The following is a 26,979-nucleotide window of genomic DNA, read 5'->3' as shown; positions in this document are numbered from 1 at the left end:
AAGAAATGCAACTGCTAACCGCTGAACAAAACTCCTAGACGCTTCCCCAACATCGAGAGTGGAAATGACGCGTATTCAGGCGAACCTCCTTCTGTTGCTTGCAGCCGCCATCTGGGGCGGAGGCTTCGTCGCCCAGTCGACGGCGATGAAGGCGATCGGCCCGTTCTGGTTCATCGGCCTGCGTTTCGCCATCGCTGCACTCGCCACCCTGCCTTTCACGCTCATCGAAGCCCGCAAGGCAAAGGATGCAACCAGCCGCAGACACCTCGGTCTCTATCTGATGATCGGCCTGGCACTCTTCGGCGGCGCGTCGACACAGCAGATAGGCCTGCAGACCACGACCGTCACCAATTCCAGCTTCATCACCGGTCTTTATGTGATCTTCGTGCCGTTGATTGCCGTCTTCTTCCTGCGCCGCTCGCCGCACTGGATCATCTGGCCGGGCGCCATCATGGCGGTCAGCGGCATCTACATGCTGTCGGGCGGCAAGCTCTCGTCCCTGACCACAGGCGACTTGCTGACGGTCGTCTGCGCTGTCTTCTGGTCGATACAGATCACGCTTGCCGGAACGACGGTTGGCGAAACCGGCCGGCCGCTCGCCCTGTCCAGCGCCCAGTTTGCGGTTACGGCAGTCTGCGCGCTGGTCATCGCCGCCATTTCCGAACCAGTCAGCCTGGCCGATATTCGCGCGGCTGCACCGGAAATCCTCTATGTCGGCATCTTCTCTTCGGGTGTCGCGTTCGTGCTGCAGGTCGTCGCCCAGCGCTACACCACGCCGTCACAGGCAGCGATCTTCCTCTCCGCCGAGGCGCTGTTCGGCGCCACGCTCGCCGCACTGCTTTTGGGTGAGAGCATGCCGCCGCTCGGCTATGTCGGTTGCGCACTGATGTTTATCGCTATGCTTGTAGTCGAACTTGTGCCTGAAATGACCCGCCGCCGCTCGCAACAGGCCTGAACACGCGTCCATTTGTGGGGCGTTAGGGCCATCTAGAATTTTTTTTAAGCAATCGATAAGACGCGCTATCGTTGCATTCTTGGTAAAATCTGCCCGGAACTTATATTGCAGACGATACAAAACGTTAATCATTTGCTCCTAACGGAGGATTTTTTGCGCTTTCGCGAAAACAGGCCAAATCTGCGGGTGTGTTCTTAGGAACACGTTAAAAAACTTTTGCTTGCCAAAAAAACCTAAACGCAGCAATCTTCGCGCGTTCGGGCATTTTGCGAGCATGGGAAGTCCTTAAGAATTTGCGAGCCGGAAACGCTGATATTCCGGTCAGCCAGTTCCAAGAAAGCAGGCGCTAAGTCCTGTCTGGAGCCGGCGGAGGTAGAGGGGACCTTTTTCTCACATTTCAAGATTGCCTGCCAGCGCCTTCGCGAGAAGGCAATAGCGTAATGCTGCCCGTGTGGATGGCGGGTGGAGACAAAAGGACCTGAGGCATGGCCGAGACTGGCACTGTAAAATTCTTCAATACCGACAAGGGCTTCGGCTTCATCAAGCCGGACAAGGGTGGCGCCGATATCTTCGTTCACATTTCTGCCGTTCAGGCTTCCGGCCTGGCCGGTCTGACGGAAAATCAGAAAGTAAGCTTCGACACGGAGCCAGATCGCCGCGGCAAAGGCCCGAAAGCTGTCAATCTTCAGATTTCAGGCTGATATCCTCGCCTAGGCGTGGAATTCGAGTTGAAGCCCGGCAGCGATGCCGGGTTTTGTCGTTCAGCCTTCATTCAGCATGACGCCGCTAGCTTCAGAACCATTGAGAAGGGACCGCTTCTTGGTTCCAGATACCGGGATTTTACGCCATGAACAGGCTTGCAAAGACCATTCTTCTGGCAGCAACCGCCGCTGCCCTGACCCTCTCGGCCATCGGCGAAGCGTCCGCACGTGACCGCTACTGGCGTCATGGCCACGACAACGGCAACGATGCACTGGTTGGTGGCGCTGTCGGCCTTGCCACCGGCCTGATCGTCGGCTCTGCCATCGCCAATGCCAATAACGGTCCTGTTTATGAAGAGCGCCGCTACATCGACCCGCCAGTCTATGAGCCGGAATATGCTCCGCCGCCGGTTTACCGCGCGCCGCGTCCGGTATACTCCGAGCCCGTTTATTCCGAGCCGGTCTATGGCCGTCCGGTGTACGGCCGCCCGGTCAGTGCAATGGAGCCCTGGAGCCCGCAATGGCAGCGTTATTGCTCCTACCGTTACCGCAGCTTCGATCCGCGGACCGGCACCTATGTCGGCAATGACGGCCGCGACCACTTCTGCGTCGCAAGCTGATAGGCTGACACCATTCTGATGACAAGCGCCGCCGCCGAGCGGCGCTTTTCATTTGTCTACACCTCAGCCGGCCTTCTTCTCCCAAGGCATGGGCTCTGCCCCTCCCTGCTCGAAATCGGTCGACTGGGTGAGAACACGCCAGGCGCGATCGGCTTCCATGCGCGCGGCATCCGCCTTTTCCACCGCCGCAGCCGCATCGCTGCCAAGCAGCAACCGAAGCGGCGGCGCATCGAGCGAAGCAATGTGCAGCACCACGGCGGCCGCCCTGGCCGGATCGCCGGGTTGACGGCCGTTATAGTTGCGCTGGTAATCTGCCATGGCTCCAACCGTTTCGGCATATTCCGGGCGGCCTTGATAGATCGCCGTCGACGAGCCGGCGAAATCCGTGCGGAAGCCGCCAGGTTCGATCACTGTGACCTTGATGCCGAGTGGCCCGACCTCCTTGGAGAGCACTTCCGAAAAGCCCTCGACGCCCCATTTCGCCGCCGCATAAGGCGCGCGGCCCACGGGTCCGATCCTGCCGCCGACGGAAGAGAACTGGATGATATGCCCTGCCCCCTGCGCGCGCATGACCGGGATAGCCGCCTTGGTCATAATGATCGTGCCGAAGAGATTGGTCTCGATCTGTGCCCGAAAATCCGCAAGGCTCGTCTCCTCGATCGGCGCGACATTGCCGTAACCGGCATTGTTGACCAGAACGTCGAGCCGGCCGAATGTTTCGACCGCGGTCTTCACCGCCGCTTCTGCAGCAACCTCATCCGTCACATCAAGGGGCAGCGCGAGAACGCTTGAGCCATACGCTTCGACGAGATCGGCAAGCTGGCCGGGATCGCGCGCCGTCGCAACCAGCTTGTCACCGGCCTCAAGCACGGCATTGGCCAGCGCTCGCCCGAGGCCGCGCGAGCTTCCTGTAATCAACCAAACCTTCGACATGGAAACCTCCTTTTCGGTTCTCGCTTCATTTAGGATCTATTGTTTCTTTTGGAAAGAAGGTACCTTATCGATCTATACGCACCTGAAAGTAACTTAGATGAAAGACGATATCTTCGACTTTTGCCGTAACATGAGCGACGAGCAGGATGCACGGGCGCGGCAGATGCTGGAGCGCGCCGCAGCCAAGTGGCCGCTGCGCGTCCTGCACGTGCTTTCGGAAGCCGATGGCCCCTTGCGATTTTCAAGAGTGCTGGAGCGGGTGGAGGACATCAGCCAGAAGGTGCTGACGCAGACGTTGCGCACGCTCGAAAGCGACGGCCTCGTCATCCGCACGCTCTATCCGCAGGTGCCGCCGCGCGTCGAATACGAGCTGACCCCGCTTGGCCGCGAATTGCTGACGCAGGTCGTCTCGCTTTGGCGCTGGATCGTCGTCCACCTGACTGAGTTCGACCCCGTCAAACCGGTGGCCGAACGCTAGAGTTTTGTTTTACGCAAATCCGGACGCAAAACCGCTGCACACTTTTGCTGGAATTGCTTCAGGCAGGAATACGCACCGTCGCTCTGAGGCCGCCGAGCGGGCTGTCGCCAAGCGTGATGTTACCGCCGTGGCTACGGGCGATGTCTCTGACGATGGCAAGCCCCAGGCCGGTGCCCGAGGCATCGAGATTGCGTGCGCTGTCCAGCCGAAAGAACGGCTTGAACACATCCTCCCGGTACTTCTCGGGAATGCCTGGACCATTGTCGTCGAAGATGATGGTCAGCCATTTCGCACCATGCTTGGCCTCGATGTTGAGCGCATCCGCATAGCGCCTTGCATTAGAGGCGAGATTGGTCACAAGCCGCAGGAAGGCATTGGGGCGCACCGAGATATGGTCCTCGCCATCGATGGAATAGGTCAGGGTCTTGCCGTGCAGCTCGAAATCGATCTCGAGCTTCTCGAAGATCTCGCTCAGCTTCAACTCGCCGACATCCTCCTCCACCTCGCCTTTGGCAAAGGCCATATAGGCCTCCAGCATGGTCTGCATGTCGTTGACGTCTTCGTTGAGCCCGGCAAGATCAGGGTTGTCCCCGGCGAGCGCCAGTTGCAGCTTGAAGCGCGTCAGGATGGTTCTGAGGTCGTGGCTGACGCCTGAGAGCATCGCCGTGCGCTGCTCCATCTGCCGCTCGATACGCTCACGCATGAGAATGAAAGCAAGGCCGGCCCGGCGAATTTCGTCGGCGCCGCGCGGATAGAAACTGTCGGCCTTCTGTCCCTTGCCGAAGTTTTCCGCCGCCCTGGCCAGATTGAGGATCGGCCGGATCTGGCCGCGCAGAAAAAGGATCGAGATGGCGATCAGTACCAGTGACGCACCGACCATCCAGAGAATGAAAATATGCGTGTTCGATGCATAGGCCTGGCTGCGTTTGGTGATCACACGCAGGATGCGGTTATCGAGCTTGATCCGGATCTCGATGAGGTTGGAGTTGCCGACCGTATCGATCCAGAACGGCCGGCGGATTTCTTCGGTGATCTCATCACTGAGGATACCGTCGAGGATCGAGAAAAATGGTTTGATGCGTGGCGGCGGCAGATCTCCATCCGGCTCGACCGAAATCTGCAGGTTGAGTTGGTCGCGGGCAATGCGGACTACATCGCTATAGTCCGTATCCTGCGGATAGGTGTTGATGATCTCGATGATGGCGGCGATATCGCGGGTCACGGCGAGCGACAGCCGTTCCGTCACCATTTGCCAATGACGCTCCATGAAGACAGCGGCAACGACCGACTGCAGAAGCACCATAGGAATGATGATGATAAGCAGCGAACGCGTATAGAGCCCTGTCGGCAATCGCCGCCGCAGCCAGCGGATAAACCAGCGCCAGCCGGGCGCAGGAGAGCGGTCTTCCCGCCGCAAGCTGTCGAATGTCACCATTTGCGCCGGTCCCGAACCTGTCGTTTCAGTCGATGCTCAGCCTGTATCCGATACCGCGCACCGTCTGCAGCCAGACGGGATTGGCAGGATCATCCTCGATCTTGCGGCGAAGACGGTTGATCTGCACGTCAATGGTACGTTCGCCGACTTCCGCATCGTCTCCGATCAGTTCGTGCCGCGGGATCGTGTCACCTGCCCGTCGGGCGAAAAGCAGCATGATCTCCTGCTCGCGATCCGTCAGGCGGATCACTTCCGCCGCTTTCTTCAGCTCCCTGCGCGTCAGCGAGAAAGTATAGGGGCCGAACATGATCTGCTCGATCTTCAGCGTATCACCGCCGACGTTGCGTCGCAGGATGTTGTTGACACGCAGAACGAGTTCGCGCGGATCGAAAGGCTTGGAGAGATAGTCGTCGGCGCCGGCTTCAAGACCAGCGATGCGGTTGTCGGATTCGGCAAGCGCCGTCAGCATGATGATCGGCACGTTCTTCACAGCCCTGAGCCCGCGCGTTACATCGATGCCGGATTCGCCCGGCATCATCACATCCATGATGATGAGGTCGAAATCGAGACCCGCAAGCTTGCGCTGTGCCTCCGCCCCGTCAGACGCGATAGTCACGCGAAAACCGTTTTCCGTCAGGTAGCGGTTCAGCAACGCGCGGATACGGGTATCGTCGTCGACGACGAGAAGATGCGCCGCGTCATCGGAAATGCCTGTCTTCACCGCCATTTAATCCGCCTTCTGTCTGTCTCGCATGCCTCTGAGGAATGCCTTTACGCCCTCTCGCGCCTCCGGGGTAGCTCCCTCGAATGCCCGTTCAATACGGCGTGATTGCGGCTCGGCGAGCGCCAGCGCCAGCTCCCTGCCAGATTTGGTGGGGTAGAGCTTGCGCTGACGGCGATCCTCCGGGCCGGCCACCTGCCGAATATAGCCTGAATCGATCAGTTGTTTCAGCACCCTTGCAAGGCTCTGTTTGGTGATCTTCAACGTATCGAGCAGATCCGCGACGGTCATTCCCGGATTGCGGTTGACGAAGTGCACGACGCGATGATGCGCCCGCCCGAAGCCGCTTGTTTCGAGAATGGCATCGGGATCGGATACGAAATCGCGATAGGCGAAGAAGAAGAGCTCGATGATTTCGAAATCGATGATCCCGATATCTTCCATCGGCGTGGCCAGCGGCTCAGGTTTGCCTGCTTTCGAGCTGGTCTGTCGTGGCACTCGGCATTTCCTCTCTCTGTGCGCGATATCAGCGAAACTTTCGCAAATATGTCAACTTTATTGACGCAAATTTGCGTCGCCGACAGCGTCCGCAAACCTTGCGGGAGCCCCGCCCGGACCGTTCTTTCCCTGGAAACTAAAGCCCACCCGGCAAATCTCCAACGCAACGCGCAATTTCCCCTTGCGTCAGTGGATAAAACGTAATGGGGACAACAATCAACAGGCATGGCGCAAACGCACCGGAGGAGGCAGGGTCTTCAAGCTTACCAAGCATAATCAGCGCCTGCACAAGGCGGCGAATCTTCGGCTTCAAAGTGCCCTGCGCCGTCGAGGAGCTGAATGCGGCGGCGATCGAGCTTCTAAAGCGCCAGGGCTTCTCGGAAGCCTACGTGCGGCCGATCGCATCGCGCGGAGCGAAATGATGGATCTTTCCGCCAAGGCGACCGCATCAACGTGGTGATCACCATCTGGCAGTGGGGCAGCTGCTTCAATCCGGCTGAAAAGCTGAAGAGGATCCGTTCGACATCGCCGGATATCTCCGCCCCGATCCAAAGAGGGCGCCGTGAGCCTCCGAGGCAGCGGTCTCTCGTCTGTACCAAATCCAAGCTGCTGCGGAAGCCAAGGGCCATACCGATGCGATGATGCTCGACTATCGCGGTCAGATAGCCGAGGCGAGCGGCGCCCGTATCTCCTCGTCGAGCACAGCATCATTCACACGCCGATTCCGGATTGCTACCTGAACGGCATCGCCCACCAGACGGTGATCGAGCTCGACAAGCGCCGTGGTATCGAAACCGTCGAACTGGCAATCCTCCCGGAAGAGCTGAGCAGCTTCTCCGAATGCTTCCCGACCCGCTCGGCCGCGGAAATCCCGTGTCCGAGATCGGCTCCCATCGCTTCACGCCCTCGACGATATCAGAGAGGCAGACTGTCCAGCATCCGCCGCGTCCGAACCTTCAGCGTGCCTTGGCCATGACCAGCCCGGCGAGCGTCGAAAGGATGCCGCCGCCGATCAGCCCGCCGATACCATCTGCGATCAGACCGGTCATTGCCGCTTCGCCGCCGAGCATGCTGAGCAGCATGCCGCCGCCGATACCGCCGATAGCGCCTGCGACCGTGCGGGCAACGACGTTGATCGCCTGCTGCTTGAGCGCAGCGCTTGCGACGTTGCCGCCGACAGCACCCGCAACCAATTGTGTGATGAGCGGAAGTAGTGCTTCCATCATTCCCTCCTATGGCGATCTCCCCGATCGCCGACTCATGCCATCGCCTGATGGCATGTTAGAATATTATCATATTTCAGAGGAGAAGTAGAGGAATATAGCAACTCATGCGAGAGGAAGCCGGCTCGCACGGATGGGCCTGCCCCGACACGCCCGGGGGCTTTGTCTCCAATATATCACCGCCCGCAGCAGTAGCGAATGACGCCGAGTGGAAAGCGAAGGCGGCCCGAAGGCCGCCTTCCTCAATGGCTTATTGATAGACGTAGACGATACGGCGCGTACCCGGATCGACCAGGACCGGCCGGTCATTGATACGGACATAGCGATACTGATAGTCCGGGATCGTCTGAAACGTCACGTCGCCGGGTACTTCGGCGCCAACGACCACGTCGCCACCAAGCTGTACCGCCTGCCCTGGCGTCGTGTCGATATAGGTGCGGACTTCGTCCGGCGGTGTGATCGCATCAACCGAGCCGACCGGACCAATCAGCTCATCGCCGGGCGCCGGCGTCGGCTCACCCGGCACCACGCTTGCCGTGGTCTCATAGGTCACCACAGGTACACCGAGATCGGTGCGATGTTGTTCGACGACGACGGGCGAACCGCCCTGATCGACCTGTAGGTATTCGGCATAGACCCAGCCTCGCACGCCGCCAACATCGACCCGGCACCAGCGGCTGCCTTCGATGCATCCGTCAAGCACTGCAGTCGAGCCACGCGCAGCAACGCCGACAGAGGGATATTGCGGTCCAGGACCGGAGCGAATGTTCAGGTCGTTGATGGACGTCGCCACCATTTCCGCCTGGGCAAAGCCAGCACTCGCAGCCAGAATGGCGCCCGCCAGCAGAATGTTTCTCTTCAAGGTCATTGTAATCTCCTTGTTGCGATGGGCTGACAACGCACGGTTTTCGTCGTTGTTCCGCCGCGCACGGCGTGGCTGAGGAGCGGCACAAGGGAGACGCCAGCAAGCGACTGAAACGACAACGAAAATACACATAGTGGCGATGGCCCGCCCATTTCCGAAAGTCGATAAATTCCTGTTGCAGTCTGTCTTTTCCGCGTGAGCCGGCCGAAAATTCCGGCTGCCTTCGAGTGTATTTGCGCCTATAGAGACAGGGGTATTGAAAGACGCGAAGCGAGGCATTCATGGGCATGCTCCAGGCCGGCATCATTCCGGTGACACCCTTCCAGCAGAACTGCACCATTCTCTTCGACCCCGACACGAAGGAAGGCGTGGTCGTCGATCCCGGCGGCGACGTGTCGGTCATTGCGGGCGTGATCGAAGAGCATGGCCTCAAAATCAAGGAAATCTGGCTGACGCATGGCCATCTCGATCATGCCGGCGGCGCCAGGGAGCTGAAGGAAAAGCTCGGCGTCGATATCGTCGGCCCGCATGAGGACGACCTGCCGCTCCTGCAACGCATCGAGACCCAGGCTGAGAAGTATGGGATACAGGGCCTGCAGAACGTCACGCCTGACCGCTGGCTCAAGGACGGCGACAAGATCTCCTTCGGCTCCCACGAGTTCGAGGTCTATCACACACCCGGCCATGCGCCGGGCCACGTCATCTATTTCAACCGCGCCCAGAACTTCGCCCATCTCGGTGACGTGCTCTTCAACGGCTCGATCGGCCGAACCGATCTGCCGGGCGGCAATCATCGCCAGCTTCTCGATTCCATCAGAGACAAGGTACTGCCGCTCGGCGACGAAGTCGGCTTCATCTGCGGCCACGGCCCCGGCAGCCGCATCGGCGACGAACGGCGGAGCAATCCGTTCCTGCGGGAGATCTGAGGATGAAACATATGACCTGGCTGAACGCGCCGCCCTTCTTCGAGGAACGCGACGGCGCCCTTCACGTCCGCTCCGGCGAGAAGGTCGATTTCTGGCAGGGCACCTACTACGGCTTCCACCACGACGATGGCCACTTCCTGCACGAAAGCCGAAAGGGCGACTTCACCGCCGAAGTCACCTTCTCCGGCAGTTATGAGGCGCTCTACGATCAGGCCGGACTGATGATCCGCGCCGATGAGAAGCACTGGGTGAAATGCGGCATCGAATATACCGATGGGGCCAGGCATTTCAGCGTCGTGGTCACCAATGGCAATTCCGACTGGTCGGCCTTCCACATCGGCCATGACTTTGATGCCATTTCGGTCCGCGCCACCCGCAATGGCGATGCCCTGTTCATCCAGTACAGCACGGATACGATGGACGAATGGCGCATGGCTCGCCTCGCCTGGTTCGATCCGGCTTTCGAAGAGGTGCTGGTCGGCCCCGTCTTCTGTTCGCCGCAACGCGCCGGCTTCGAGGCCGTCTTTACTGATTTCACATTGAGCGATCCGCTCTCGCGCGAGATCCACTGAGGCCCATCCCTGGGCACCTGCCTGCGATCGGTAACCTCAGCGGCCTACATCAGCTTCTGGCCGTTCGGCACCGGCCGCTCGACCGCAGCAAGCACGATATCTCCCGCCTCATCGGCAAAACCGAGCGTCAGCACTTCCGAGCGGAACGGCCCGATCTGGCGCGGCGGAAAGTTGATGACGGCGAGTACCTGCCGTCCGACAAGCCGCTCCGGCGAATAGTGAACCGTGATCTGCGCCGAGGATTTCTTGACGCCTATCTCGGAGCCGAAATCGATCAGCAGCTTGATCGCCGGCTTCCTGGCTTCCGGAAAGGGATTTGCTTCGATGATCGTGCCGACACGGATATCCACACGCTCGAAATCGGCAAAAGTGATCTCTTCAGCCATAACAGTCTCTCTCAGCCGGCGAGCTCTTCGGCGCGCTTGCGGGCAGCCGCGAGCGCCTTGTCGAACAGCGGCTGCATGGCGTCTTCGGCCATCAGCACGGAAAGGGCAGCCGCGGTCGTACCACCAGGAGAAGTCACATTCTGGCGCAGGCGCGCAGCGTCGTCGGGGGACTGGTGCAGCAGCTCACCAGCCCCCGCGACAGTTTCCCGCGCAAGACGCATGGCAAGGTCCGCCTGCAGGCCAAGTTTACGACCTGCTTCTGCCATACACTCGACGAGATAAAACACATAGGCCGGTCCGCTGCCTGAGAGCGCCGTCACCGAATCGATATCGGATTCGGTAGGCACCCATTCGACAGGACCGGACACACCAAGAAGGGCGTTGACGCCATCACGCTGTTCGGTACTGACGCGCTCATTGGCGAAAGCACCGGTCACACCGCGCCCGATCATGGCAGGCGTGTTCGGCATGGCGCGCACCATGGCAGCCTCTCCGAGATGCTTTTCGAGGAAGGCAAGCGTCTTGCCTGCAGCGACCGAAACCACCACCGTCTGCGGCCCCACCAAGCTTTTCACCGCCGGAAGCACCGCCTCCATCACCTGCGGCTTCACGGCAACGAACAGCACCCCGGCCTTGAGACCAGCAGGAGCGGCGGTGACATGGGAGGCGCCCGCATCGGCAATGGTGGAGAGCATCGTCGGCGACGGGCCGGGATCGACCACGACCACGGCAGAACCCGGAACTCCGCTCTTCAGCCAGCCGGAAAGCATGGCTCCGCCCATATTGCCGGCTCCGATGAGAACCACCGGATTTGCCGCGGAAAAGGTGGCCACAGGCATGTTATGCCTCGCCGACGGTTTCAAAGAGGACCACTTCCATCGCCTTGTTGGCTTCCATGCCGGACCATACGACGAACTGGAAGGCCTGATAATAGGCTTCGCATGTATCGAGCGCGCTGGAAAGCAGCACCTCGACCTGACGGTTGGTGGGCTCAGCACCGCCGGCAAGCAGCAGCGACTGGCGGAAGATGACGACATCTTCCTGTCGCCACAGGTCGAAGTGACCCATCAGCACCTGGCCGTTGATCGCCGAGAGCAGCTTCACTACCTCGTTGACCCTGATTTCGGGAACCTTGATATCGAAGGCGCAGCCGAGATGCAGCGCTTCGAATTCCTCCATCCATGAGAAGGAGACGTGATAGTCGGTCCAGCGCCCCTCGACCGTCATCGCGATCTCGTCTTCGCCGGAGCGCTCGAAGGCCCAGTCATTGTTTGAAGCCACGTACTCGATCATGTCGACCGGGTTCGACTGGCGTTCGACTTCCAATTCCATAAGGCTCATGCAGCACCTTCTTGACCGGAATGAATGCGGCCTAACTTCGTGAACAAACACAAAACAAGACACACGCAATACCGGAAACCATCACTTGGGATGATCGCTGAACCGCTGCCAGACTAACGCAGTGAACCTGCCTGGAGCTTACCAATTCGCTTCGAATCATCATGTAAAATCAGTCTATAATGCCCCTCACGGCCTGCCAGCCCCCTTCAAGGAAATTTGGCCAGACCTGCTGTGGAAAGCACTTATGGAATCAGATTCAGCGGGGGAGGTAAAAGACTCTGCCCATTGGCTTTTTTGGCAGTTTCCACAGGTGAAAAATCACACCAATTTTTTTCTCCAGGATGCGGCATGTTACATATGAGCCACGCCGCACCTTATACAGCATCTTCTTTAAGCTGATATCACTTGCCCTTTGCGGCAAGCTTGGCTTCGAGCGCGGCAACGCGAGCGGCGAGCGCCTCGTTTTCGTCACGGGCCTTGATGGCCATTTCGCGCACGGCTTCGAACTCTTCGCGCTTGACGACGTCCATGCTGTTCAGCCAGCGCTCGGCATGAGCATTGAAGGCGGTCTCGACCTCCTTGCGCACGCCCTGCGCAGCACCCGCGGCATCGGTCATCAGCTTGGCGAATTCATCCATGATGCGGTTCGTTCCGGTCGTCATGGCGTATTTCTCCCTTCGCACGACGTGAATATCAGGCCTTGCGGCCACTGAAATTGAGGTAGGGCTTCGCCGTTAAGGATGCAAGCGCTTTGCACGGGATAAGCCCTTGCGTACGGGGCCGTAACGAACAATGCACTTGACCGCCAAAGATCGCGGCGCCATGTTCCGCGCATCTCAACGGGTGGGAAAACCTTGCCGATAGCTGCTGATCTTCTTGCTATAATGCCTTTCCCTAATATCGACCCGATCGCTTTTTCGATCGGCCCGCTGGCGATTCATTGGTATGGCCTGGCCTATGTCGCCGGCATCCTGCTCGGCTGGGCCTATGCCCGCCGCATTGCCGCAAACGATGCACTCTGGCCGAACAATACCTCGCCCATATCAAGGACGCAGCTCGACGACTTCATCGTCTGGGCAGCCCTCGGCATCGTCCTCGGCGGCCGCATCGGCTACATCCTCTTCTACGATCTCGGCGCCATAATCGAAAACCCGATCCGCGCCGTGCAGATCTGGAACGGCGGCATGTCCTTCCATGGCGGCCTGGCCGGCACGACGATCGCCATGATCCTTTTTGCCCACCGCAACCGCATCCCGATCTGGAACCTCTTCGATATCGTCGCGACGGTCGTGCCCTGCGGCCTGTTCTTCGGCCGTATCGCCAACTTCATCAACGGCGAGCTCTGGGGTCGGCTGACGGACGTGCCCTGGGCAGTCGTCTTCCCGACTGGAGGCCCCTTCGCCCGCCATCCGAGCCAGCTCTATGAAGCCGGCCTCGAAGGCATCGTCCTGCTGCTCGTCCTTGCCGCCCTCGTGTACGGCGCCAAGGCGCTGAAGAGCCCCGGCCTCATCACCGGCGTCTTCGTCTGCGGTTACGCGCTGTCGCGCATCTTCGTGGAATTCTTCCGCGAGCCGGATGCGCAGCTTGGCTACCTGCTCGGTACCCGCTGGTTGACGATGGGCATGGTTCTGTCCTTCCCCATGATCCTGCTCGGCCTTTGGGCGATCTTCCGCGCCCGCCGTCAGGCTGCTGCCCTGCAGCACTGAAGCCACCGGGACGACCGCTATGACCACCGCATTAAGCGAAAAGATCAAGACGATCATCCAGGCAAACGGGCCGATCAGCGTCACCGACTATTTCTCGCTGTGCCTTGCCGATCCCGAACACGGCTATTACCGCACCCGCGAGCCCTTCGGCCGTTCAGGCGATTTCGTCACTGCACCCGAGGTCAGCCAGCTCTTCGGCGAAATGATCGGCGTCTTCGTCGTCCATGCCTGGCAGCGGCACGGAACGCCTGCCGGAGTTCGCCTCGTCGAGATCGGCCCCGGCCGCGGCACGATGATGGCCGACATGCTGCGCGTGATTTCGCGCATCGCCCCGCCGCTCTTCGACAACATGACGATCCATCTCGTCGAGACCAGCGAACGCCTTCGTGATGTCCAGAGCCAGACGCTCGAAGCCTATGAAGGCAAGATCAGCTGGCATGCCGGCTTCGACGAAGTGCCATCGGGCTTCACTCTGATCGTTGCCAACGAACTCTTCGACGCGATCCCGATCCGCCAGTTCGTGCGCACGCAGACCGTTTTTCGCGAACGCATGGTGGGCCTCGATGCAGATGCGGAACTGACCTTTGCGGCGGGTGTCGCTGGCATCGATCCGGCACTGCTGCCGGAGCCGACGCAGAACGTGCCTGTTGGCACGTTGTTCGAGATCTCGCCTGCGCGTCAGGCAGTCATGAGTGCCATCTGCGAGAGGTTGCGGGCCTTCGGCGGCACGGCGCTTGCAATCGACTACGGACACCTCGTCACCGGTTTTGGTGACACGCTGCAGGCTGTGCGCATGCACGAGTTCGATCCGCCGCTTGCCCATCCCGGCGAAGCGGACCTGACGAGCCATGTCGATTTCCAGCAGCTTGCGGAAACGGCAGCGGCTGACGGCGTCCACGTCAATGGCGCGTTGCATCAGGGTGACTTCCTGACCGGTCTCGGCATTCTGGAGCGTGCCGCAGCCCTTGGCCGCGACAGGGAGCCGCACACGCAGCAGATCATCCAGAGCGCCGTCGATCGGCTCGCCGGTGCAGGCGAAGGCCGGATGGGCGAACTCTTCAAGGTGCTCGCCGTCTCCTATCCGGCGATCGACCTGATGCCGTTCCGTCCGGTGGATTGACAGATAGCCTTACGCTCGCCAACATCCGCCGCAAAATGACAACGCTTCGCCGGACGAGACCCGGCCAGGATGACGTCGATCCCTCTCCAAAAAAACCGGAATATCAGATGACAGACGCGGCCTCTCCCGCACCGATCGAAAGCGCGCTGCTGAACGACGCGGCCGGCGGCGCTATCGACCACGGCTATTTCACCCGCGCCGGTGGCGTTTCGCAAGGCATCTATCGCGGCCTGAATGTCGGCCTCGGCTCGCATGACGAGCGCGAAAACGTGCAGGAAAATCGCAGGCGCGTCGCCGCTTGGTTCGATCTGCCGCTTGAGCGGCTGGCGACCGTCCATCAAGTCCACTCCCCTGATGTCGTCACCGTCGGGCTTGATTATGATGGCGCGCGGCCGCCGGCGGACGCTATGGTCACCGCAACACCGGGCATCGTACTCGGCGTCCTCGCCGCCGATTGCGGACCGATCCTCTTCGCAGACCCGGAAAACCGCGTGATCGGTGCGGCCCATGCCGGCTGGAAGGGTGCGCTGACCGGCGTGCTTGAAAACACCATCGATGCCATGGAAGCCCTTGGTGCTGACCGGGGCAATATCGTCGCCTGCCTCGGCCCCTCGATCAGCCAGGCAAGTTATGAAGTCGGCCCGGAATTCGTCGAGCGCTTCCTCGCCTACGATCCGGCCTACGAACGCTATTTCATCCCCTCCCCGACATCGGGGCACGCCATGTTCGATCTGCCGGGACTGACTGTCGAACGGCTTAAAAAAGCAGGCGTGCGCGCTGAAAGTCTCGGCCTTTGCACCTATCCGGACAGCGAGCGCTTTTTTTCCTACCGCCGGACCACACATAAAAAGGAGCCGGATTACGGCCGCCAGATTTCGGCGATCAGCATCAGGGAGATGTAAGCAGCATGGCACTTCATTTCGAACGGGCAGAATTCGCAAGCCGGCTTGCCCGCCTTACCGAGAAGATGAAGGAAGAGAAGCTCGACGCCCTGCTGCTTTTTGCGCAGGAAAGCATGTACTGGCTGACCGGCTACGACACCTTCGGCTACTGCTTCTTCCAGACGCTCGTCGTCAAGGCTGACGGCACCATGGCGCTCCTCACCCGCTCAGCCGATCTGCGTCAGGCCCGGCACACCTCCGTTATCGAGGACATCCACGTCTGGGTTGACCGCGTCAACGCCGACCCGACGATGGATCTGAAGAACCTGCTCGTCGAAATGGATCTGCTCGGTGCCCGCATCGGCATCGAATACGACACGCATGGCATGACCGGCCGTGTCGCCCGGATGCTCGATGCGCAACTGACGACCTTCGGCCAGATCAGCGATGCCTCCTACCTCGTCAGCCGCCTGCGCCTCATCAAGAGCCCGACCGAGGTCGCCTATGTCGAGCATGCCGCCGCGCTGGCAGACGACGCGCTTGATGCCGCCGTCCGGATAGCGAAACCGGGTGCCGATGAATCCGATATTCTCGCGGCCATGCAGGGTGCCATCTTCTCCGGCGGCGGCGACTACCCGGCCAACGAGTTCATCATCGGCTCCGGTGCTGATGCCCTGCTCTGCCGCTACAAGGCCGGCCGTCGCAAGCTCGACGCCAATGATCAGCTCACCCTCGAATGGGCCGGTGCTTACGCACACTATCATGCCGCCATGATGCGCACGATCGTGATCGGCGAGCCGACGCACCGCCACCGCGAGCTCTACAATGCCTGCCTCGAAACCATCCAGGCGATCGAGACCGTGCTGAGGCCCGGCCATAGTTTCGGCGACGTCTTCGATATGCATGCCAGGATCATGGACGAGCGCGGCCTCGCCCGCCATCGCCTGAATGCCTGCGGCTATTCGCTCGGCGCGCGTTTCTCGCCGTCCTGGATGGAGCACCAGATGTTCCATGCCGGCAACCCGCAGCCGATAGAACCGAACATGTCGCTCTTCGTGCATATGATCATTGCTGATTCCGATACCGGAACCGCCATGACGCTCGGCCAGACCTATCTCACGACAGGTGAAGCACCGCGAGCGCTCTCACGACATCAGCTGAATTTCATCGGTCTCTAAGTCTCTGCAATCACCGGCAAGAATCGAGAATTGACAGACAGGTCCCCCTACCCGCATAAATTCGCACGGGGCTGATGCGAATGTGGGAAGGACGAACCGAGGGATGACGCGAGTTGCGACTGCGCCCACGCTCCTGATCTGTCTTGCCTTGCTTTCTGCCTGCAACACGACCGATGCATTGACGCTGACGCCGCCGATGGAAATCGGCGACTCCTCGACGGGTCAGCGCTCATCCACACCGGTGACGCAGAGCGAAGCCGAGCGCATGGCCGGAGCATCACAACGGACCTTCCCGGCGACACCTCGTCAAAACGGCTATACGCCCGCCTACAGCCAGCAGACCTACCCGACCCAGCCGAACTATCCGGCACAGGCCTACCGTCCCGGCAATGGCGCTCCGCCGACGACGATGCAGGCCCAGGCCGATGCGCTTTCCCGCAACGGCTCTTCGCCCGACACTTCCGGACCGATCGAAGGCCAGTCACTCGCACCGCCCTCCTCCGCCGCTGAGCAACCGGCGTCACAGCAGCCGACGCAGACAGCAGCGCTTGATCCCACGGTTTCCTCATCGACTTCGATACGCGGCAATACCGTGCGTTTCCTGCCGATCATCGGCGCGCCAGTACAGGCCGTCACCCCGCTGTCCCGTCAGCTGGGCGCAGAGGCCCGCGCGCACGGACTTGCCATCAAGAGCTCCAACGACACCAGCAGCGACTATATTCTGAAGGGCTACCTCTCCGCTTTCAGCGACGAGGGCAAGGTCACCGTGGTCTATGTCTGGGACGTGCTTGACAATGCCGGCGCCCGCCTGCACCGCATTCAGGGACAGGAAAGCGTGCCGACGGCGGCGACCGATCCCTGGGCCGGCGTACCCGCCTCCGTGATGCAGCAGATTGCTTCAAAGACGATCACCGAGTTCACATCCTGGCGGCAAAGCCAGGGCGGTTAGTCACAAGCTTTTTATAAATATAAACGTATGTGACGCCTTAGCCCTTGCATTCACCGGGAAGCTGGCTAAAAAGCGCGGCTATCAGCGCATAACAGGCGGACCAAGATGAAGGTTTTCGCAGGCAATTCGAACCGGCAACTCGCCGAAGCGATCTGCAACTATCTCAATGTTCCCTTAGGGAAAGCCAGCGTCCGAAGGTTTGCCGATCAGGAAATCTTCGTGGAAATCCAGGAAAATGTGCGCGGTGAGGACGTTTTCCTCGTGCAGCCGACCGCCTTTCCCGCCAATGACCACCTGATGGAATTGCTGATCATGATCGACGCTATGCGTCGTTCGTCAGCCCGCCGCATTACCGCCGTGCTTCCCTATTTCGGTTATGCCCGCCAGGACCGCCGTGCCTCCGGTCGCACGCCGATCTCTGCCAAGCTGGTTGCAAACCTCATTACCGAAGCCGGCGCCGACCGCGTCATGACGCTCGATCTCCATGCCGGGCAGATCCAGGGCTTCTTCGATATTCCGACCGACAACCTCTTTGCCCTGCCCGTGCTGACGCGCGACATCAAGAGCCATTATGACCTCAGCAACGTCATGGTCGTCTCACCCGACGTCGGCGGCGTGGTGCGTGCCCGCGCGCTCGCGAAACGACTGGACTGTCTTCTGGCCATCGTCGACAAGCGTCGCGATCGGCCGGGTGAATCCGAAGTCATGAACATCATCGGCGACATCACCGGCAAGGACTGCCTGCTGATCGACGACATCGTCGATTCCGGCGGCACGCTCTGCAATGCGGCCGACGCGATGCTTGCCAAGGGCGCCTCCAGCGTCACCGCCTATATCACCCATGGCGTCCTCTCCGGCGGCGCGGTCACCCGCGTCACCTCCTCGAAGCTGCGCGAACTCGTGATCACGGATTCGATCCAGCCGACGACGGCCGTCCTCTCGGCCCACAACATCCGCGTCGTGACAACAGCGCCGCTGATCGGCGAAGCCATCAGCCGCACGGCCCAGGAAGAGTCCGTCTCCAGCCTCTTCGACTAAAAGAGCCGGCATTCGACCGGCTCTTTCGATTTAGAACTGAAAAGGCCGGCGCGGAAATCGTCGGCATCTTTCTGCCGCATCTCCATCCCTTGGGCCGCACTGATTGCCGAGAGCAATAAAAAGCTCGCTACCGCAACAATTTTTAGACGCATCTGCGAAATATCCCCATCCGCTGAAGTTGCGCGCATGGCGGAACATGACGCTCGATGTCAAGCACGCGGCATCGATAAAAGCTCTTGAAAAACAAACCCTAATAGAGCCGTCTGGCGGGAAGAAAAAAGCCGGCACGAGGCCGGCTTCCTTTATCTTTGATCGCCACTGAGAAAACTCAAGGCTGCTTCGGAGGCGCCGGGTCCTGCCCTTGATCTGGTTCCTGACCCTGATCCGGTTCCTGCTCCTGGTCTGGCTCCAGCCCCTGATCTTGATCCTGATCCGGCTCCTCGGCATCCGGTCCCTTGATCTGCTGGCCGTTGATCGCCACGGAGCCGTCGCCGGCGACGCTGATATCCCAGCGCGAGCGGCCATCCGGATCGGTCTTGGCGAAACCTTTGGCCATCATCATGCCGAAGGAGACCTGCTGGAGGTTGGGGTCGCTCTTGGCAAGCTCCTGGATGGCGGCGATCGACTTGTCGAGATCCCGCGCCAGGACCGAGGCCTGGACCGAATAGTCCTTCTGCGTGTCGACACGGCCCTGCAGCTTGCCGGTGACGTCGATATCGTAGACGTCGGAGACCGCAGTAAACTTCGGCAGATCCACCACGACGACACCATCATGGAAAAGCTTCTCGGCTGCCTGCCTGCCGCTTTCCTCCGAATTGCCACTGGTCGAGAAATCGATCTTCATGAACTCGTCGCTGAAAGCGGCGAAATCCATGTCTGGAACGGCGATCTGCATATCGAGGCTCTTTGGCAGGAAGCCATGGTAGGCAGCCGGCACCACTGCGCTATCGAGCGTCACGTCCTGGGCATTCACGCCGAAGGCAAACCGGACAGCGTCGCTCGGCCCGTCGATGGAGAAATTATAGCCGAATGCCTTGGCGCCACCGTTTCCAGCAACCGTGGCCACCGCCAGATTGTTCACCGTAATCGTTTCGTCGACGGAGGAGAACAGCGGGAAGGAAGCCTTGAGGACCGACTTCAGCTTCTCGCCGTCTTCCTTGCTCAGTTCCTTCTCATCCACATGATCCAGGATGAAGAAGACGATATCGCGGATTTCCTTCGCCGGCAGGCTCGCGACATTGGCGTTGAAGTCGATCGAATCCGCCTTGATGTTGACTGGCGGCATCTGTGGGCTGGTGACCGTCTCAGACAGCGCGGACAGCGAACCATTCGCCTTGAAATCGAGGCGACCGTTGCCGCTGGCGCTATCGGTCGAATCAAGCCGGTAGTTCATCCCGGCGAAGCTCGCATCGACCTGGTCGGTATCGGACTTCGAGGTGAGCCTGATGTCGCTGGCTTTGAAATCGCCGGAACGCAGATAGGCAATCGCCGGATCGAAGACGCCGTTATAGACCATCGAGGCGATGGAATAGGTGAAATCCGTGGCCTTTTCGTCCGGCCCCTTTAAGTTGCCGGAGATGTTGAAGCTGTTGGTACCTTCGAGGTTCCAGAATCCGTTGTCGAGCGGCGTGGCAAAAACCGACCAGGGCGTCAGTCCGTTGACGACAACCTTGGCCGGGTCCACTTTCGAAAGCAGTTTGGCGAGATCATAAATGACCTCATAGCGGTTGCCCGCCGGGTTGACGGTTACAAAACCGCTCTTTGCAAAATCGTCAGGCAATATTCTCGTCAGGCTGTCACGAAGCTTGTTCGCTCCATCCTGATTGATCTCGGCACCATGCGCTGCCCCGAACAGCGATAGGGCAACTAGGCTCGTTGTCGTGACAAGTTTCAGACGCATCCGCACTCTCCTCAGCCGCTTTGAACGCGGCCATAGGAAGATCGGATATCTTCCGGTGTCAACCCGCCACGTTTGGACAAATGTTATTTTGCGATCACGGCTGAGGGAATAAACTACCCTGCCGGATATTGCCTCACCCGCGCGCTCTCGATCCTGATCTCGCTCGGCGTCAGGCTGCAGTATTGAGCGTAACCGATTGTTGTTCCATTCGCGCAGGACGACCGAAATAGTAGCCCTGGGCCTCGTCGCAGCCTTCGGAAGTCAATAGTTCGAGCTGGCTCAGGGTTTCGACGCCCTCGGCAAGCACGGGGATCGACAGGCCGCGTCCCAGCGCCAGAATGGACCGAATGACCGCCTTTGCCTCATGACTGGTCTCGACTTCATTCATGAAGCTGCGGTCCAGCTTGATCTTGTCGAAGGGGAACGAGCGAAGGGTCTCGAGCGATGAATAGCCTGTTCCAAAATCGTCGATCGCGATCGCAACGCCCTGCTGCTTCAGCGCACGCATGGCAACCAGCGCCTTGGCCTTGTCGACGATGATCGATGACTCGGTTATTTCAAGCTCTAGCCGCGATGCTGGCAGGCCGGTTTCCTGGAGGACGGAACGGACCAGCTCGGCGATGTTTGCATGGGCGATCTGGATGGGCGAAATATTGACGGCGATCTTGATGTCGTCCTTCCAGCTGACCGCTTCCCTGCATGCCTCGCGAAGGACCCATTCTCCGATGGGCACGATCGCACCGCATTCCTCGGCTATCGGAATGAAATCGACGGGCGGGATATTTCCGCGTTCAGGATGGTTCCATCTGAGCAGCACTTCGTAGCCGGTCGTCTTGCCGGTCGCCACCGACTTCTGAACCTGATAGTGAAGATACATCTGGTCGCGCTCGATCGCGACCCAGAGGTCGCGAGCCAGCTTTCTCCTTTCCCGCGACGCTTCATCCATGGACTCTTCATAGAAACAGACGTTGCGCCCGACCTCGTGTTTTGCGCGATACATGGCCAAATCTGCATTTGCGAGAAGCGTTTCGGCCTTTTCGCCAGCCTCGGGGTAAAGTGCGACACCCACGCTCGCGCCGGGGACGATCTGATGCCCCTCGAAATCCATCTTCTCCATGAGTGTGGCTTCCAGCCTCGCAACGAAGTCGTCAAGCTCGGCCCTGTCGTTGAAGCGCTTCACCGCCGCGAACTCATCGCCCCCAAGCCGGGCGACGAGTTCCTCGTCACGCAGGATGCCGTTCAACCGTACGGCCAATGTGCTCAACACGAAATCGCCCGCGACATGGCCCATCTGGTCATTGATTTCTTTGAATTTATCCAGATCGATACCGATGACCGCGACCTTGCTCGACAGCCGTTTGGCAATCGCCAGCTGATGCGAGAGATAGTCATTGAAGGTCGGACGGTTCGGCAGACCAGTCAAAGCATCGTGCTTCGCCATGAACGCGATTTTCTCTTCGCGCGCCAGCCGTTCGGTGATGTCTTCGAATGTCGTGACCCAGCCACCATCCGCCAGAACATTGAACGTCGCAAGAATTGACCGACCGCTCGTCGTCTGATGCACCAGGGTCTTCTGGCCAGAGCGCATGGTCGCCATATGCCTGCGATAGTGATCGATCGCCCGTGAATTTGCGGCATCGCCATCACCGAAGACGATCTGATAGCCGTTGCGAACGATCTCGGAATAGGCAAGGCCTGGGCGAATGAAGTCCTGCGGGAACCCGAAGAGCTGACTGTATCGGGCGTTTGCGAGGATAAGCCGCTCATTGCCGTCAAACATGGAGATGCCCTGGCTCATGTTCTCCAGAGCGAGGTCGAGGTTCCTCGATACATCCTTGATGCGATCCCCGTCGATCTTTGCCTGTGTGATGTCGCGGGTAATCTTCGCGTATCCGATGAGATGATGGCCATCGTCATACACGGGTTGGATAACCACATGCGCCCAGAAAGAGGAGCCGTCCTTGCGAAAACGCAGCCCTTCGGCCTCAAACCTGCCGTCGGCGAGAGCGGATTCGAGAGCTCGCTGCGGAAGGCCCTTCTGCTGATCCTCGGCTGAGTAAAACCGCGTGAAATTCTGGCCGACGATTTCCGCGGCGCTATAGCCCTTCGCGCGTTCGGCTCCCGCATTCCAGTTCGTCACGATACCTGAGGGATCCAGCATATAGATCGCGTAATCGGTCACGCCCTGCAAAAGCAGCTCAAACTTGGTTTCGCTCGCATTCGCCTGCTTGGCCGCCTGGAACGCGATGATCGATGCCGAAATGCCCGATGCGAGCATCGAGATCGACACGACGAGAATGGTCACGAGAAGGAATGGCTTCGAAAGCGCCTGAGGCTCGATCGCGTTCGCGCCCCCTTCGATAAACGACAACGCGCCCATTGCGGTGAAATGCATCAGCACGACGCCGAGCGACAATGCAGACGCCGCAGTAAGAATGCGCCAGTTCGAACCTTTCCAGTTCTTTGTGAGCGTGAATCCCCAGGTCGCCATGGCAACCGATATGATCAGGGCAGCGATAACGAGATGCTTATCCCAGACGACGGTGCCCGGAACCTGCAGACCGGTCATGCCGACGAAATGCATCGCTGCAACGCCGACACCGAAAACCAGGCCTGCGGCAATGTTGGCTTGAGAACCCGCAAGTGACACGGCGGCAAGGCCGGCCACAAAGGTAGACGCAAAAGCCGCACCAAGCGAAATAAGCGTCAGGTCGCGATCGTAGCCGACGACGATGCCCGGATCATAGGCGAGCATCGCGACGAAATGCGTCGACCAGATGCCGAAGCCGCCTGCCGCCCCCGCAACGGAAAGCCATATCCAGCGCGGCGCGCCTTTTGACCTGCCCGCACTTCTCAGGAACAGGATCGTTCCGAGATTGGACACAAGGCATAGGACGGCAGCTACCAGAACCAGCGTAAAGTCATGTTGGTATGTCAGGCAGGATACGATCGCAAACATGAGAAAACCCACTCTTTTCAAGACTGGCATCGGTCTTGCCGCGTTAAAGAAGGGATAATCCGGCGCCTTTCCGGGTAAAGTGGAACCTTCTGTTCGACTTTGTGATTAACGCCCAAACAACGAAGGCTTATCAGCGGTTTTTGGAACTACTTGCAAAATACCAAGGATTGTATTCCGCGATCTTTCGGGTGTATTACCGATGAGGCGCGATCAGCGGATACGGCCAAAGGCATTGGCCCTCTCGACAGGGCCTGTCACCGCTTGCGTTTGCATGACACTTATATTATAGGCCACGCGTCCGCGTAGACACCCTTGGAGGCAACGCGGATGAGGTTGGGCTTGCCCGCCTCCGGTCCGATGGCACAAGGCTTCAAGCCCGCCGCGGGCTCTCCAAATAACCTCGAAAGGACTAGCCATGAGCCACGAAACTTACGAGCTCAAGGCCGAGGCGCGCGAACGGGTTGGTAAGGGGTCCGCCCGTGAACTCCGCCGCAACGGCTTTATTCCCGCTGTCATCTATGGTGACAAGCAGGCCCCAGTTTCTATCGCTATCAACACCAATGAGGTGACGAAGCGCATTCATGCCGGTGGCTTCATGACCACCGTTGCGACCATCGACGTCGACGGCAAGAAGTACAAGGTTCTGCCGAAGGACTACCAGCTCGATCCGGTCCGCGACTTCACGATGCACGTCGATTTCCTGCGCGTATCTGGCAACACCCAGGTTACCGTTGAAATCCCGGTTCACTTCGTCAACGAAGAAAAGTCCCCGGGCCTCAAGGTCGGCGGCGTTCTGAACATCGTTCGTCACGAAGTCGAAGTTCACTGCCCGGCTGACGCGATCCCGGAATTCTTCACGGTCGACCTTTCCGGTCACAAGATCGGCGATAGCATTCATATTTCGGAAGTCACCCTGCCGAAGGGTGTAACGCCGGTCATCACCGATCGCGACTTCACCATCGCGACGATCATTGCTCCGGCTGGCGGCATCGACGAAGCTGCTGGCGAAGGCGAAGCAGAAGCCTGATCGCTTCTACCAATTTGTAAAGCATAAGGCCCGTTTTCCGTGAGGAAGGCGGGCTTTTTCATTGCCGAAAAAGGCCCATTTCAGCAACATTTAACACATTCATGGAAGCATGCTCCGGCCGGTTGCGAAGTCCCGCCCTGCTGCGCGACCGCAGAATATTTTGACCCCGTGGAGCAAACGGAACCATGAATAATTCCGTTGAGAACAGATTTTTTACGATTGTTTGCGGCGCGCTGCTTGTTTTTGTAGCTCCCCTCTTTGTTCTTTTTCTTTTCCTTTCCTCTGAGCGCGCCGACAAGGAAATACGCGACCATATCTCCGTTCTTCTTGTGGCCAACGCTCAGGCGCTCGCCAAGCCGCTTTGGGATCTCGATGCCGATAGCGTGACCCAGATCAGCGCGACGGTCGTTTCGCAGGGCGCCATCGTCAAGGTGGAAGTCCGCGACCAGTCCGGCGAACTCGATGTGAGCCAGTCGACCATTCCGAGATCCTTCGATGGCAAGCTGGTTCAGGTTTCCCGAGCCATCATCTACAACACCGTCGATGGGCCGAAGAACCTCGGCAGCATTTCCGTCTTCTATCCGGCACTCGGCCTGTTCTCCGGCCTGAAGCAGGAAGAAGTCGTCTTCATCTCGATCTTCATTTTCGCGGTGCTGGCCGTTTTCGCGACCGCTCTCATCGGCAACCGCATCTTCGTCATTCAGCCTCTGATGCGCCTGACGGCCGCCATCGAGGCGACACGTCAGCTCGGCTCCCGCCACCATGTCGATTGGCAATCGAACGACGAGATGGGTCGGCTCGCCCAGAGCTTCAACGAAATGCAGACGAAGCTCGAAAACGAGGAAACCGAGCTGAAACTCGCGCATCGCCGCACCACCGACATCTACAACTTGACGCCCGCCATGCTCTTCTCCCTCGACGAGGAAGACCGCATCACCGCCGTCAGCGACTACTGGCTGTTTGCGACCGGCTACCATCGCGCCGCGCTCATCGGCCGAAACTTCTGCGATCTCGTTACCCCCTTCACCCGCGACAAGTTCATCAAGCGCAAGAGCCAGCGTGAAAACGGCACCGGCGACGTCACCGTCAAGTTCGTCTGCATGGACGGCCGCATCATGGACGTCCTCATCATGGAATCGGCGCTCACGACCCAGGGACAGGAAGGTCAGTCGCTCTCCGTCATGACCGACGTGACGGAACTCAAGGCCTCCGAAGACCGCAACCATCGCCAGGCGATATCAGACCATCTGACCGGTCTCTTGAACCGCCAGGGCTTCGAAGCCGTGCTCGACAGCAAGATTGCTGCCGCCGATGCCGCCGATCAGGAACTCGCCTGCCTCTTCGTCGACCTCGACCGTTTCAAGTGGATCAACGACAATATGGGCCATGCTGCCGGTGATGCTGCCCTGATCGAGCTCGTGGAGCGGCTGAAGACCCTGCTTGCCCCCTCCGATGAAGCGGCCCGTCTCGGCGGCGATGAATTCGCGATCCTGCTGCCGGCCAAGAATGCCGAAAAGCGCGCCCGCGCCATGTGCGACCAGATCGCTTCGATCTTCGAGACGCCGTTCGGCCCGGATATGCATCTGAGCGCCTCTGTCGGTATCGCTATCTATCCTCACCACGCCGCGACCGCTGCCGAACTGCTGCAGAAGTCCGACATGGCCATGTACGCCAAGAAGCGTGACGGCAAGAACGGCGCACAGATCTTCGATAGCGGCATGCTCGATCACGCCCGCCGCCGCGCCGAGATCGAAGCCCATATCGAAGCCGGCCTCGCCGACGACTGGTTCGAGGCCTATCTCCAGCCGATCGTCAACCTGAACGGCCGCGGCATCGCCGGCTTCGAGGCGCTGATGCGCCTCAACCACCCCCAGAAGGGTCTCATGCCGCCGGCCGAGATCATCAGCGTGGCCGAAGAAACCGCCAAGATCGTCCGCGTCGGCAATGTCATCATGGAAAAGGCGATCGCCAATCTGGCGAAGATCTCCCGCCTGCCCGGCATGCAGGACACCTATCTCGCGATCAATTTCTCACCGCTGCAGTTCGAGCCGGCGCTCGCTGCCCGCCTTGCCGCTATCCTCGGCCGCCATGGCATCCTGCCGGATCGTATCGTCGTCGAAATCACCGAAGCCGTACTGATGCACGACAACCCACAGATCCGCATGATCGTGACGGAACTTCGCCGTTTCGGCTGCCGCATTGCGCTTGACGATTTCGGTACCGGCTACTCGTCGCTGAGCTATCTCAACCGCTTCCCGGTCGACATTATCAAGATCGACCAGTCCTTCACCCGCGCCATCAATGATGCAGACGACGACGTGCGCCAGAAGAGCCGCATGCTGATCGAAGGCATCACCACGCTGTCTCACAAGATGAATTGTACCGTCATCGCCGAAGGCATCGAGACGGAGGAGGAATGCGGCACACTGCATCAAATGGGCCTCGACTATGGTCAGGGCTATCTGTTCCACCGTCCGCAAAACGCTGCAAAGCTGATCGAGGAATTGAGCATCTCGCTGCCGAACGTGGCGCGTGCTTCATGAACTGACGAGATATGGGAGGTATAC

27 protein-coding genes are annotated in these 26,979 nt (G+C 59.6%); 14 read left to right on the top strand and 13 right to left on the bottom strand.

The genetic code is table 11. The annotated features are described in order from the left end of the window. Positions 1-64 precede the first annotated feature (64 nt). The 3 genes from AC1DUP_RS02030 (at position 65) to AC1DUP_RS02020 (ending at position 2,276) form a co-directional block, all read left to right on the top strand. The gene (locus tag AC1DUP_RS02030) at positions 65-955 is read left to right on the top strand and encodes a DMT family transporter (protein ID WP_113297600.1); all 891 of its coding nucleotides are present in this window, start codon (positions 65-67) and stop codon (positions 953-955) included. Positions 956-1,440: 485 nt separating this feature from the next. After that, complete coding sequence (locus AC1DUP_RS02025; protein WP_007824341.1) at positions 1,441-1,656, top strand: cold-shock protein; 216 nt, start codon at positions 1,441-1,443, stop codon at positions 1,654-1,656. Positions 1,657-1,802: 146 nt separating this feature from the next. Beyond that, positions 1,803-2,276 carry a BA14K family protein gene (locus tag AC1DUP_RS02020; protein ID WP_113297599.1) on the top strand — a complete coding sequence of 158 codons (474 nt, stop codon included), beginning with the start codon at positions 1,803-1,805 and terminating at the stop codon, positions 2,274-2,276. Between the two features lie 63 nt (positions 2,277-2,339). Here AC1DUP_RS02020 and AC1DUP_RS02015 read toward each other — a convergent pair whose 3' ends face one another. Then, entirely contained in the window at positions 2,340-3,209 is an 870-nt protein-coding gene (locus tag AC1DUP_RS02015) for an oxidoreductase (protein WP_113297598.1), read from the bottom strand. Between the two features lie 97 nt (positions 3,210-3,306). On the opposite strand from AC1DUP_RS02015, the gene AC1DUP_RS02010 reads away from it, so the two are divergent. After that, positions 3,307-3,687, top strand: coding sequence for a winged helix-turn-helix transcriptional regulator (locus tag AC1DUP_RS02010; protein WP_477831948.1), 381 nt, complete (start codon positions 3,307-3,309; stop codon positions 3,685-3,687). 58 nt (positions 3,688-3,745) lie between these two features. Here AC1DUP_RS02010 and AC1DUP_RS02005 read toward each other — a convergent pair whose 3' ends face one another. The 5 genes from AC1DUP_RS02005 to AC1DUP_RS01985 all read right to left on the bottom strand — a co-directional run bounded on the left by AC1DUP_RS02005 (position 3,746) and on the right by AC1DUP_RS01985 (position 8,432). Continuing rightward, on the bottom strand, positions 3,746-5,122 hold the full coding sequence (locus tag AC1DUP_RS02005; protein ID WP_113297597.1) for an ATP-binding protein: 1,377 nt from the start codon (positions 5,120-5,122) through the stop codon (positions 3,746-3,748). Positions 5,123-5,147: 25 nt separating this feature from the next. Beyond that, on the bottom strand, positions 5,148-5,849 hold the full coding sequence (locus AC1DUP_RS02000; protein ID WP_113297596.1) for a response regulator transcription factor: 702 nt from the start codon (positions 5,847-5,849) through the stop codon (positions 5,148-5,150). Continuing rightward, positions 5,850-6,341, bottom strand: a complete 492-nt coding sequence (locus tag AC1DUP_RS01995) for a MarR family transcriptional regulator (protein WP_113297595.1) — start codon at positions 6,339-6,341, stop codon at positions 5,850-5,852. 956 nt (positions 6,342-7,297) lie between these two features. After that, on the bottom strand, positions 7,298-7,564 hold the full coding sequence (locus AC1DUP_RS01990; RefSeq protein WP_113297593.1) for a hypothetical protein: 267 nt from the start codon (positions 7,562-7,564) through the stop codon (positions 7,298-7,300). 250 nt (positions 7,565-7,814) lie between these two features. Further along, complete coding sequence (locus tag AC1DUP_RS01985) at positions 7,815-8,432, bottom strand: DUF1236 domain-containing protein (RefSeq protein WP_113297592.1); 618 nt, start codon at positions 8,430-8,432, stop codon at positions 7,815-7,817. Between the two features lie 278 nt (positions 8,433-8,710). Between AC1DUP_RS01985 and AC1DUP_RS01980 the strand changes: the two genes are divergently transcribed. Continuing rightward, positions 8,711-9,355, top strand: coding sequence for an MBL fold metallo-hydrolase (locus AC1DUP_RS01980; protein ID WP_113308821.1), 645 nt, complete (start codon positions 8,711-8,713; stop codon positions 9,353-9,355). A gap of 2 nt (positions 9,356-9,357) precedes the next feature. After that, positions 9,358-9,927 (top strand): DUF1349 domain-containing protein, encoded by a 570-nt coding sequence (locus AC1DUP_RS01975; RefSeq protein WP_477831947.1) that lies wholly within the window; start codon positions 9,358-9,360, stop codon positions 9,925-9,927. 44 nt (positions 9,928-9,971) lie between these two features. On the opposite strand, the gene AC1DUP_RS01970 is transcribed toward AC1DUP_RS01975, so the two are convergent. The 4 genes from AC1DUP_RS01970 to AC1DUP_RS01955 form a co-directional block, all read right to left on the bottom strand. Further along, positions 9,972-10,313 (bottom strand): tRNA-binding protein, encoded by a 342-nt coding sequence (locus tag AC1DUP_RS01970; RefSeq protein ID WP_477831946.1) that lies wholly within the window; start codon positions 10,311-10,313, stop codon positions 9,972-9,974. Positions 10,314-10,324: 11 nt separating this feature from the next. Then, positions 10,325-11,152: a pyrroline-5-carboxylate reductase gene (proC, locus tag AC1DUP_RS01965; RefSeq protein WP_477831945.1), complete on the bottom strand. Its 828-nt coding sequence runs from the start codon at positions 11,150-11,152 to the stop codon at positions 10,325-10,327. Position 11,153: 1 nt separating this feature from the next. Further along, complete coding sequence (locus AC1DUP_RS01960) at positions 11,154-11,654, bottom strand: type III secretion system chaperone family protein (RefSeq protein ID WP_113297587.1); 501 nt, start codon at positions 11,652-11,654, stop codon at positions 11,154-11,156. Between the two features lie 401 nt (positions 11,655-12,055). Then, positions 12,056-12,316: an accessory factor UbiK family protein gene (locus AC1DUP_RS01955; protein ID WP_113297586.1), complete on the bottom strand. Its 261-nt coding sequence runs from the start codon at positions 12,314-12,316 to the stop codon at positions 12,056-12,058. 192 nt (positions 12,317-12,508) lie between these two features. Between AC1DUP_RS01955 and lgt the strand changes: the two genes are divergently transcribed. From lgt to AC1DUP_RS01925, 6 genes are all read left to right on the top strand, one after another. Next, complete coding sequence (lgt, locus tag AC1DUP_RS01950) at positions 12,509-13,360, top strand: prolipoprotein diacylglyceryl transferase (RefSeq protein ID WP_477831944.1); 852 nt, start codon at positions 12,509-12,511, stop codon at positions 13,358-13,360. 19 nt (positions 13,361-13,379) lie between these two features. After that, on the top strand, positions 13,380-14,480 hold the full coding sequence (locus AC1DUP_RS01945; RefSeq protein ID WP_477831943.1) for a class I SAM-dependent methyltransferase: 1,101 nt from the start codon (positions 13,380-13,382) through the stop codon (positions 14,478-14,480). 107 nt (positions 14,481-14,587) lie between these two features. Beyond that, a complete protein-coding gene (pgeF, locus tag AC1DUP_RS01940) occupies positions 14,588-15,382 on the top strand; it encodes a peptidoglycan editing factor PgeF (RefSeq protein WP_113308856.1) in 795 nt (264 codons plus the stop codon). Positions 15,383-15,387: 5 nt separating this feature from the next. Further along, positions 15,388-16,539: a M24 family metallopeptidase gene (locus AC1DUP_RS01935; RefSeq protein WP_477831942.1), complete on the top strand. Its 1,152-nt coding sequence runs from the start codon at positions 15,388-15,390 to the stop codon at positions 16,537-16,539. A gap of 103 nt (positions 16,540-16,642) precedes the next feature. Then, the gene (locus AC1DUP_RS01930) at positions 16,643-17,488 is read left to right on the top strand and encodes a hypothetical protein (protein WP_477831941.1); all 846 of its coding nucleotides are present in this window, start codon (positions 16,643-16,645) and stop codon (positions 17,486-17,488) included. Positions 17,489-17,593: 105 nt separating this feature from the next. Next, on the top strand, positions 17,594-18,526 hold the full coding sequence (locus tag AC1DUP_RS01925) for a ribose-phosphate pyrophosphokinase (RefSeq protein WP_007824382.1): 933 nt from the start codon (positions 17,594-17,596) through the stop codon (positions 18,524-18,526). On the opposite strand, the gene AC1DUP_RS01920 is transcribed toward AC1DUP_RS01925, so the two are convergent. The 3 genes from AC1DUP_RS01920 to AC1DUP_RS01910 all read right to left on the bottom strand — a co-directional run bounded on the left by AC1DUP_RS01920 (position 18,523) and on the right by AC1DUP_RS01910 (position 23,385). Further along, positions 18,523-18,678 (bottom strand): hypothetical protein, encoded by a 156-nt coding sequence (locus tag AC1DUP_RS01920; protein ID WP_477831940.1) that lies wholly within the window; start codon positions 18,676-18,678, stop codon positions 18,523-18,525. The two genes, AC1DUP_RS01925 and AC1DUP_RS01920, sit on opposite strands and share 4 nt — an antisense overlap. Positions 18,679-18,854: 176 nt before the next feature. Beyond that, positions 18,855-20,426: a hypothetical protein gene (locus tag AC1DUP_RS01915; protein WP_477831939.1), complete on the bottom strand. Its 1,572-nt coding sequence runs from the start codon at positions 20,424-20,426 to the stop codon at positions 18,855-18,857. A gap of 169 nt (positions 20,427-20,595) precedes the next feature. Further along, the gene (locus AC1DUP_RS01910) at positions 20,596-23,385 is read right to left on the bottom strand and encodes a bifunctional diguanylate cyclase/phosphodiesterase (protein ID WP_477831938.1); all 2,790 of its coding nucleotides are present in this window, start codon (positions 23,383-23,385) and stop codon (positions 20,596-20,598) included. A gap of 415 nt (positions 23,386-23,800) precedes the next feature. Between AC1DUP_RS01910 and AC1DUP_RS01905 the strand changes: the two genes are divergently transcribed. Beyond that, entirely contained in the window at positions 23,801-24,412 is a 612-nt protein-coding gene (locus AC1DUP_RS01905) for a 50S ribosomal protein L25/general stress protein Ctc (protein ID WP_113297578.1), read from the top strand. Between the two features lie 185 nt (positions 24,413-24,597). Further along, positions 24,598-26,955, top strand: a complete 2,358-nt coding sequence (locus tag AC1DUP_RS01900; RefSeq protein ID WP_113297577.1) for an EAL domain-containing protein — start codon at positions 24,598-24,600, stop codon at positions 26,953-26,955. The last annotated feature ends 24 nt before the right edge of the window (positions 26,956-26,979 follow it).

Source organism: Rhizobium sp. 01L419, from assembly GCF_056400025.1.
This window is presented reverse-complemented; position numbering and strand designations above follow the sequence as displayed.

What these genes read in the sequence shown, in the direction of transcription:
- AC1DUP_RS02030 (WP_113297600.1), top strand. Translation starts at nt 65, where the DNA reads ATGACGCGTATTCAGGCGAACCTCCTTCTGTTGCTTGCAGCCGCCATC.
- AC1DUP_RS02025 (WP_007824341.1), top strand. Translation starts at nt 1,441, where the DNA reads ATGGCCGAGACTGGCACTGTAAAATTCTTCAATACCGACAAGGGCTTC.
- AC1DUP_RS02020 (WP_113297599.1), top strand. Translation starts at nt 1,803, where the DNA reads ATGAACAGGCTTGCAAAGACCATTCTTCTGGCAGCAACCGCCGCTGCC.
- AC1DUP_RS02015 (WP_113297598.1), bottom strand. Translation starts at nt 3,209, where the DNA reads ATGTCGAAGGTTTGGTTGATTACAGGAAGCTCGCGCGGCCTCGGGCGA.
- AC1DUP_RS02010 (WP_477831948.1), top strand. Translation starts at nt 3,307, where the DNA reads ATGAAAGACGATATCTTCGACTTTTGCCGTAACATGAGCGACGAGCAG.
- AC1DUP_RS02005 (WP_113297597.1), bottom strand. Translation starts at nt 5,122, where the DNA reads ATGGTGACATTCGACAGCTTGCGGCGGGAAGACCGCTCTCCTGCGCCC.
- AC1DUP_RS02000 (WP_113297596.1), bottom strand. Translation starts at nt 5,849, where the DNA reads ATGGCGGTGAAGACAGGCATTTCCGATGACGCGGCGCATCTTCTCGTC.
- AC1DUP_RS01990 (WP_113297593.1), bottom strand. Translation starts at nt 7,564, where the DNA reads ATGGAAGCACTACTTCCGCTCATCACACAATTGGTTGCGGGTGCTGTC.
- AC1DUP_RS01985 (WP_113297592.1), bottom strand. Translation starts at nt 8,432, where the DNA reads ATGACCTTGAAGAGAAACATTCTGCTGGCGGGCGCCATTCTGGCTGCG.
- AC1DUP_RS01980 (WP_113308821.1), top strand. Translation starts at nt 8,711, where the DNA reads ATGGGCATGCTCCAGGCCGGCATCATTCCGGTGACACCCTTCCAGCAG.
- AC1DUP_RS01975 (WP_477831947.1), top strand. Translation starts at nt 9,358, where the DNA reads ATGAAACATATGACCTGGCTGAACGCGCCGCCCTTCTTCGAGGAACGC.
- AC1DUP_RS01970 (WP_477831946.1), bottom strand. Translation starts at nt 10,313, where the DNA reads ATGGCTGAAGAGATCACTTTTGCCGATTTCGAGCGTGTGGATATCCGT.
- proC (WP_477831945.1), bottom strand. Translation starts at nt 11,152, where the DNA reads ATGCCTGTGGCCACCTTTTCCGCGGCAAATCCGGTGGTTCTCATCGGA.
- AC1DUP_RS01960 (WP_113297587.1), bottom strand. Translation starts at nt 11,654, where the DNA reads ATGAGCCTTATGGAATTGGAAGTCGAACGCCAGTCGAACCCGGTCGAC.
- AC1DUP_RS01955 (WP_113297586.1), bottom strand. Translation starts at nt 12,316, where the DNA reads ATGACGACCGGAACGAACCGCATCATGGATGAATTCGCCAAGCTGATG.
- AC1DUP_RS01945 (WP_477831943.1), top strand. Translation starts at nt 13,380, where the DNA reads ATGACCACCGCATTAAGCGAAAAGATCAAGACGATCATCCAGGCAAAC.
- pgeF (WP_113308856.1), top strand. Translation starts at nt 14,588, where the DNA reads ATGACAGACGCGGCCTCTCCCGCACCGATCGAAAGCGCGCTGCTGAAC.
- AC1DUP_RS01935 (WP_477831942.1), top strand. Translation starts at nt 15,388, where the DNA reads ATGGCACTTCATTTCGAACGGGCAGAATTCGCAAGCCGGCTTGCCCGC.
- AC1DUP_RS01930 (WP_477831941.1), top strand. Translation starts at nt 16,643, where the DNA reads ATGACGCGAGTTGCGACTGCGCCCACGCTCCTGATCTGTCTTGCCTTG.
- AC1DUP_RS01925 (WP_007824382.1), top strand. Translation starts at nt 17,594, where the DNA reads ATGAAGGTTTTCGCAGGCAATTCGAACCGGCAACTCGCCGAAGCGATC.
- AC1DUP_RS01920 (WP_477831940.1), bottom strand. Translation starts at nt 18,678, where the DNA reads ATGCGTCTAAAAATTGTTGCGGTAGCGAGCTTTTTATTGCTCTCGGCA.
- AC1DUP_RS01915 (WP_477831939.1), bottom strand. Translation starts at nt 20,426, where the DNA reads ATGCGTCTGAAACTTGTCACGACAACGAGCCTAGTTGCCCTATCGCTG.
- AC1DUP_RS01910 (WP_477831938.1), bottom strand. Translation starts at nt 23,385, where the DNA reads ATGTTTGCGATCGTATCCTGCCTGACATACCAACATGACTTTACGCTG.
- AC1DUP_RS01905 (WP_113297578.1), top strand. Translation starts at nt 23,801, where the DNA reads ATGAGCCACGAAACTTACGAGCTCAAGGCCGAGGCGCGCGAACGGGTT.
- AC1DUP_RS01900 (WP_113297577.1), top strand. Translation starts at nt 24,598, where the DNA reads ATGAATAATTCCGTTGAGAACAGATTTTTTACGATTGTTTGCGGCGCG.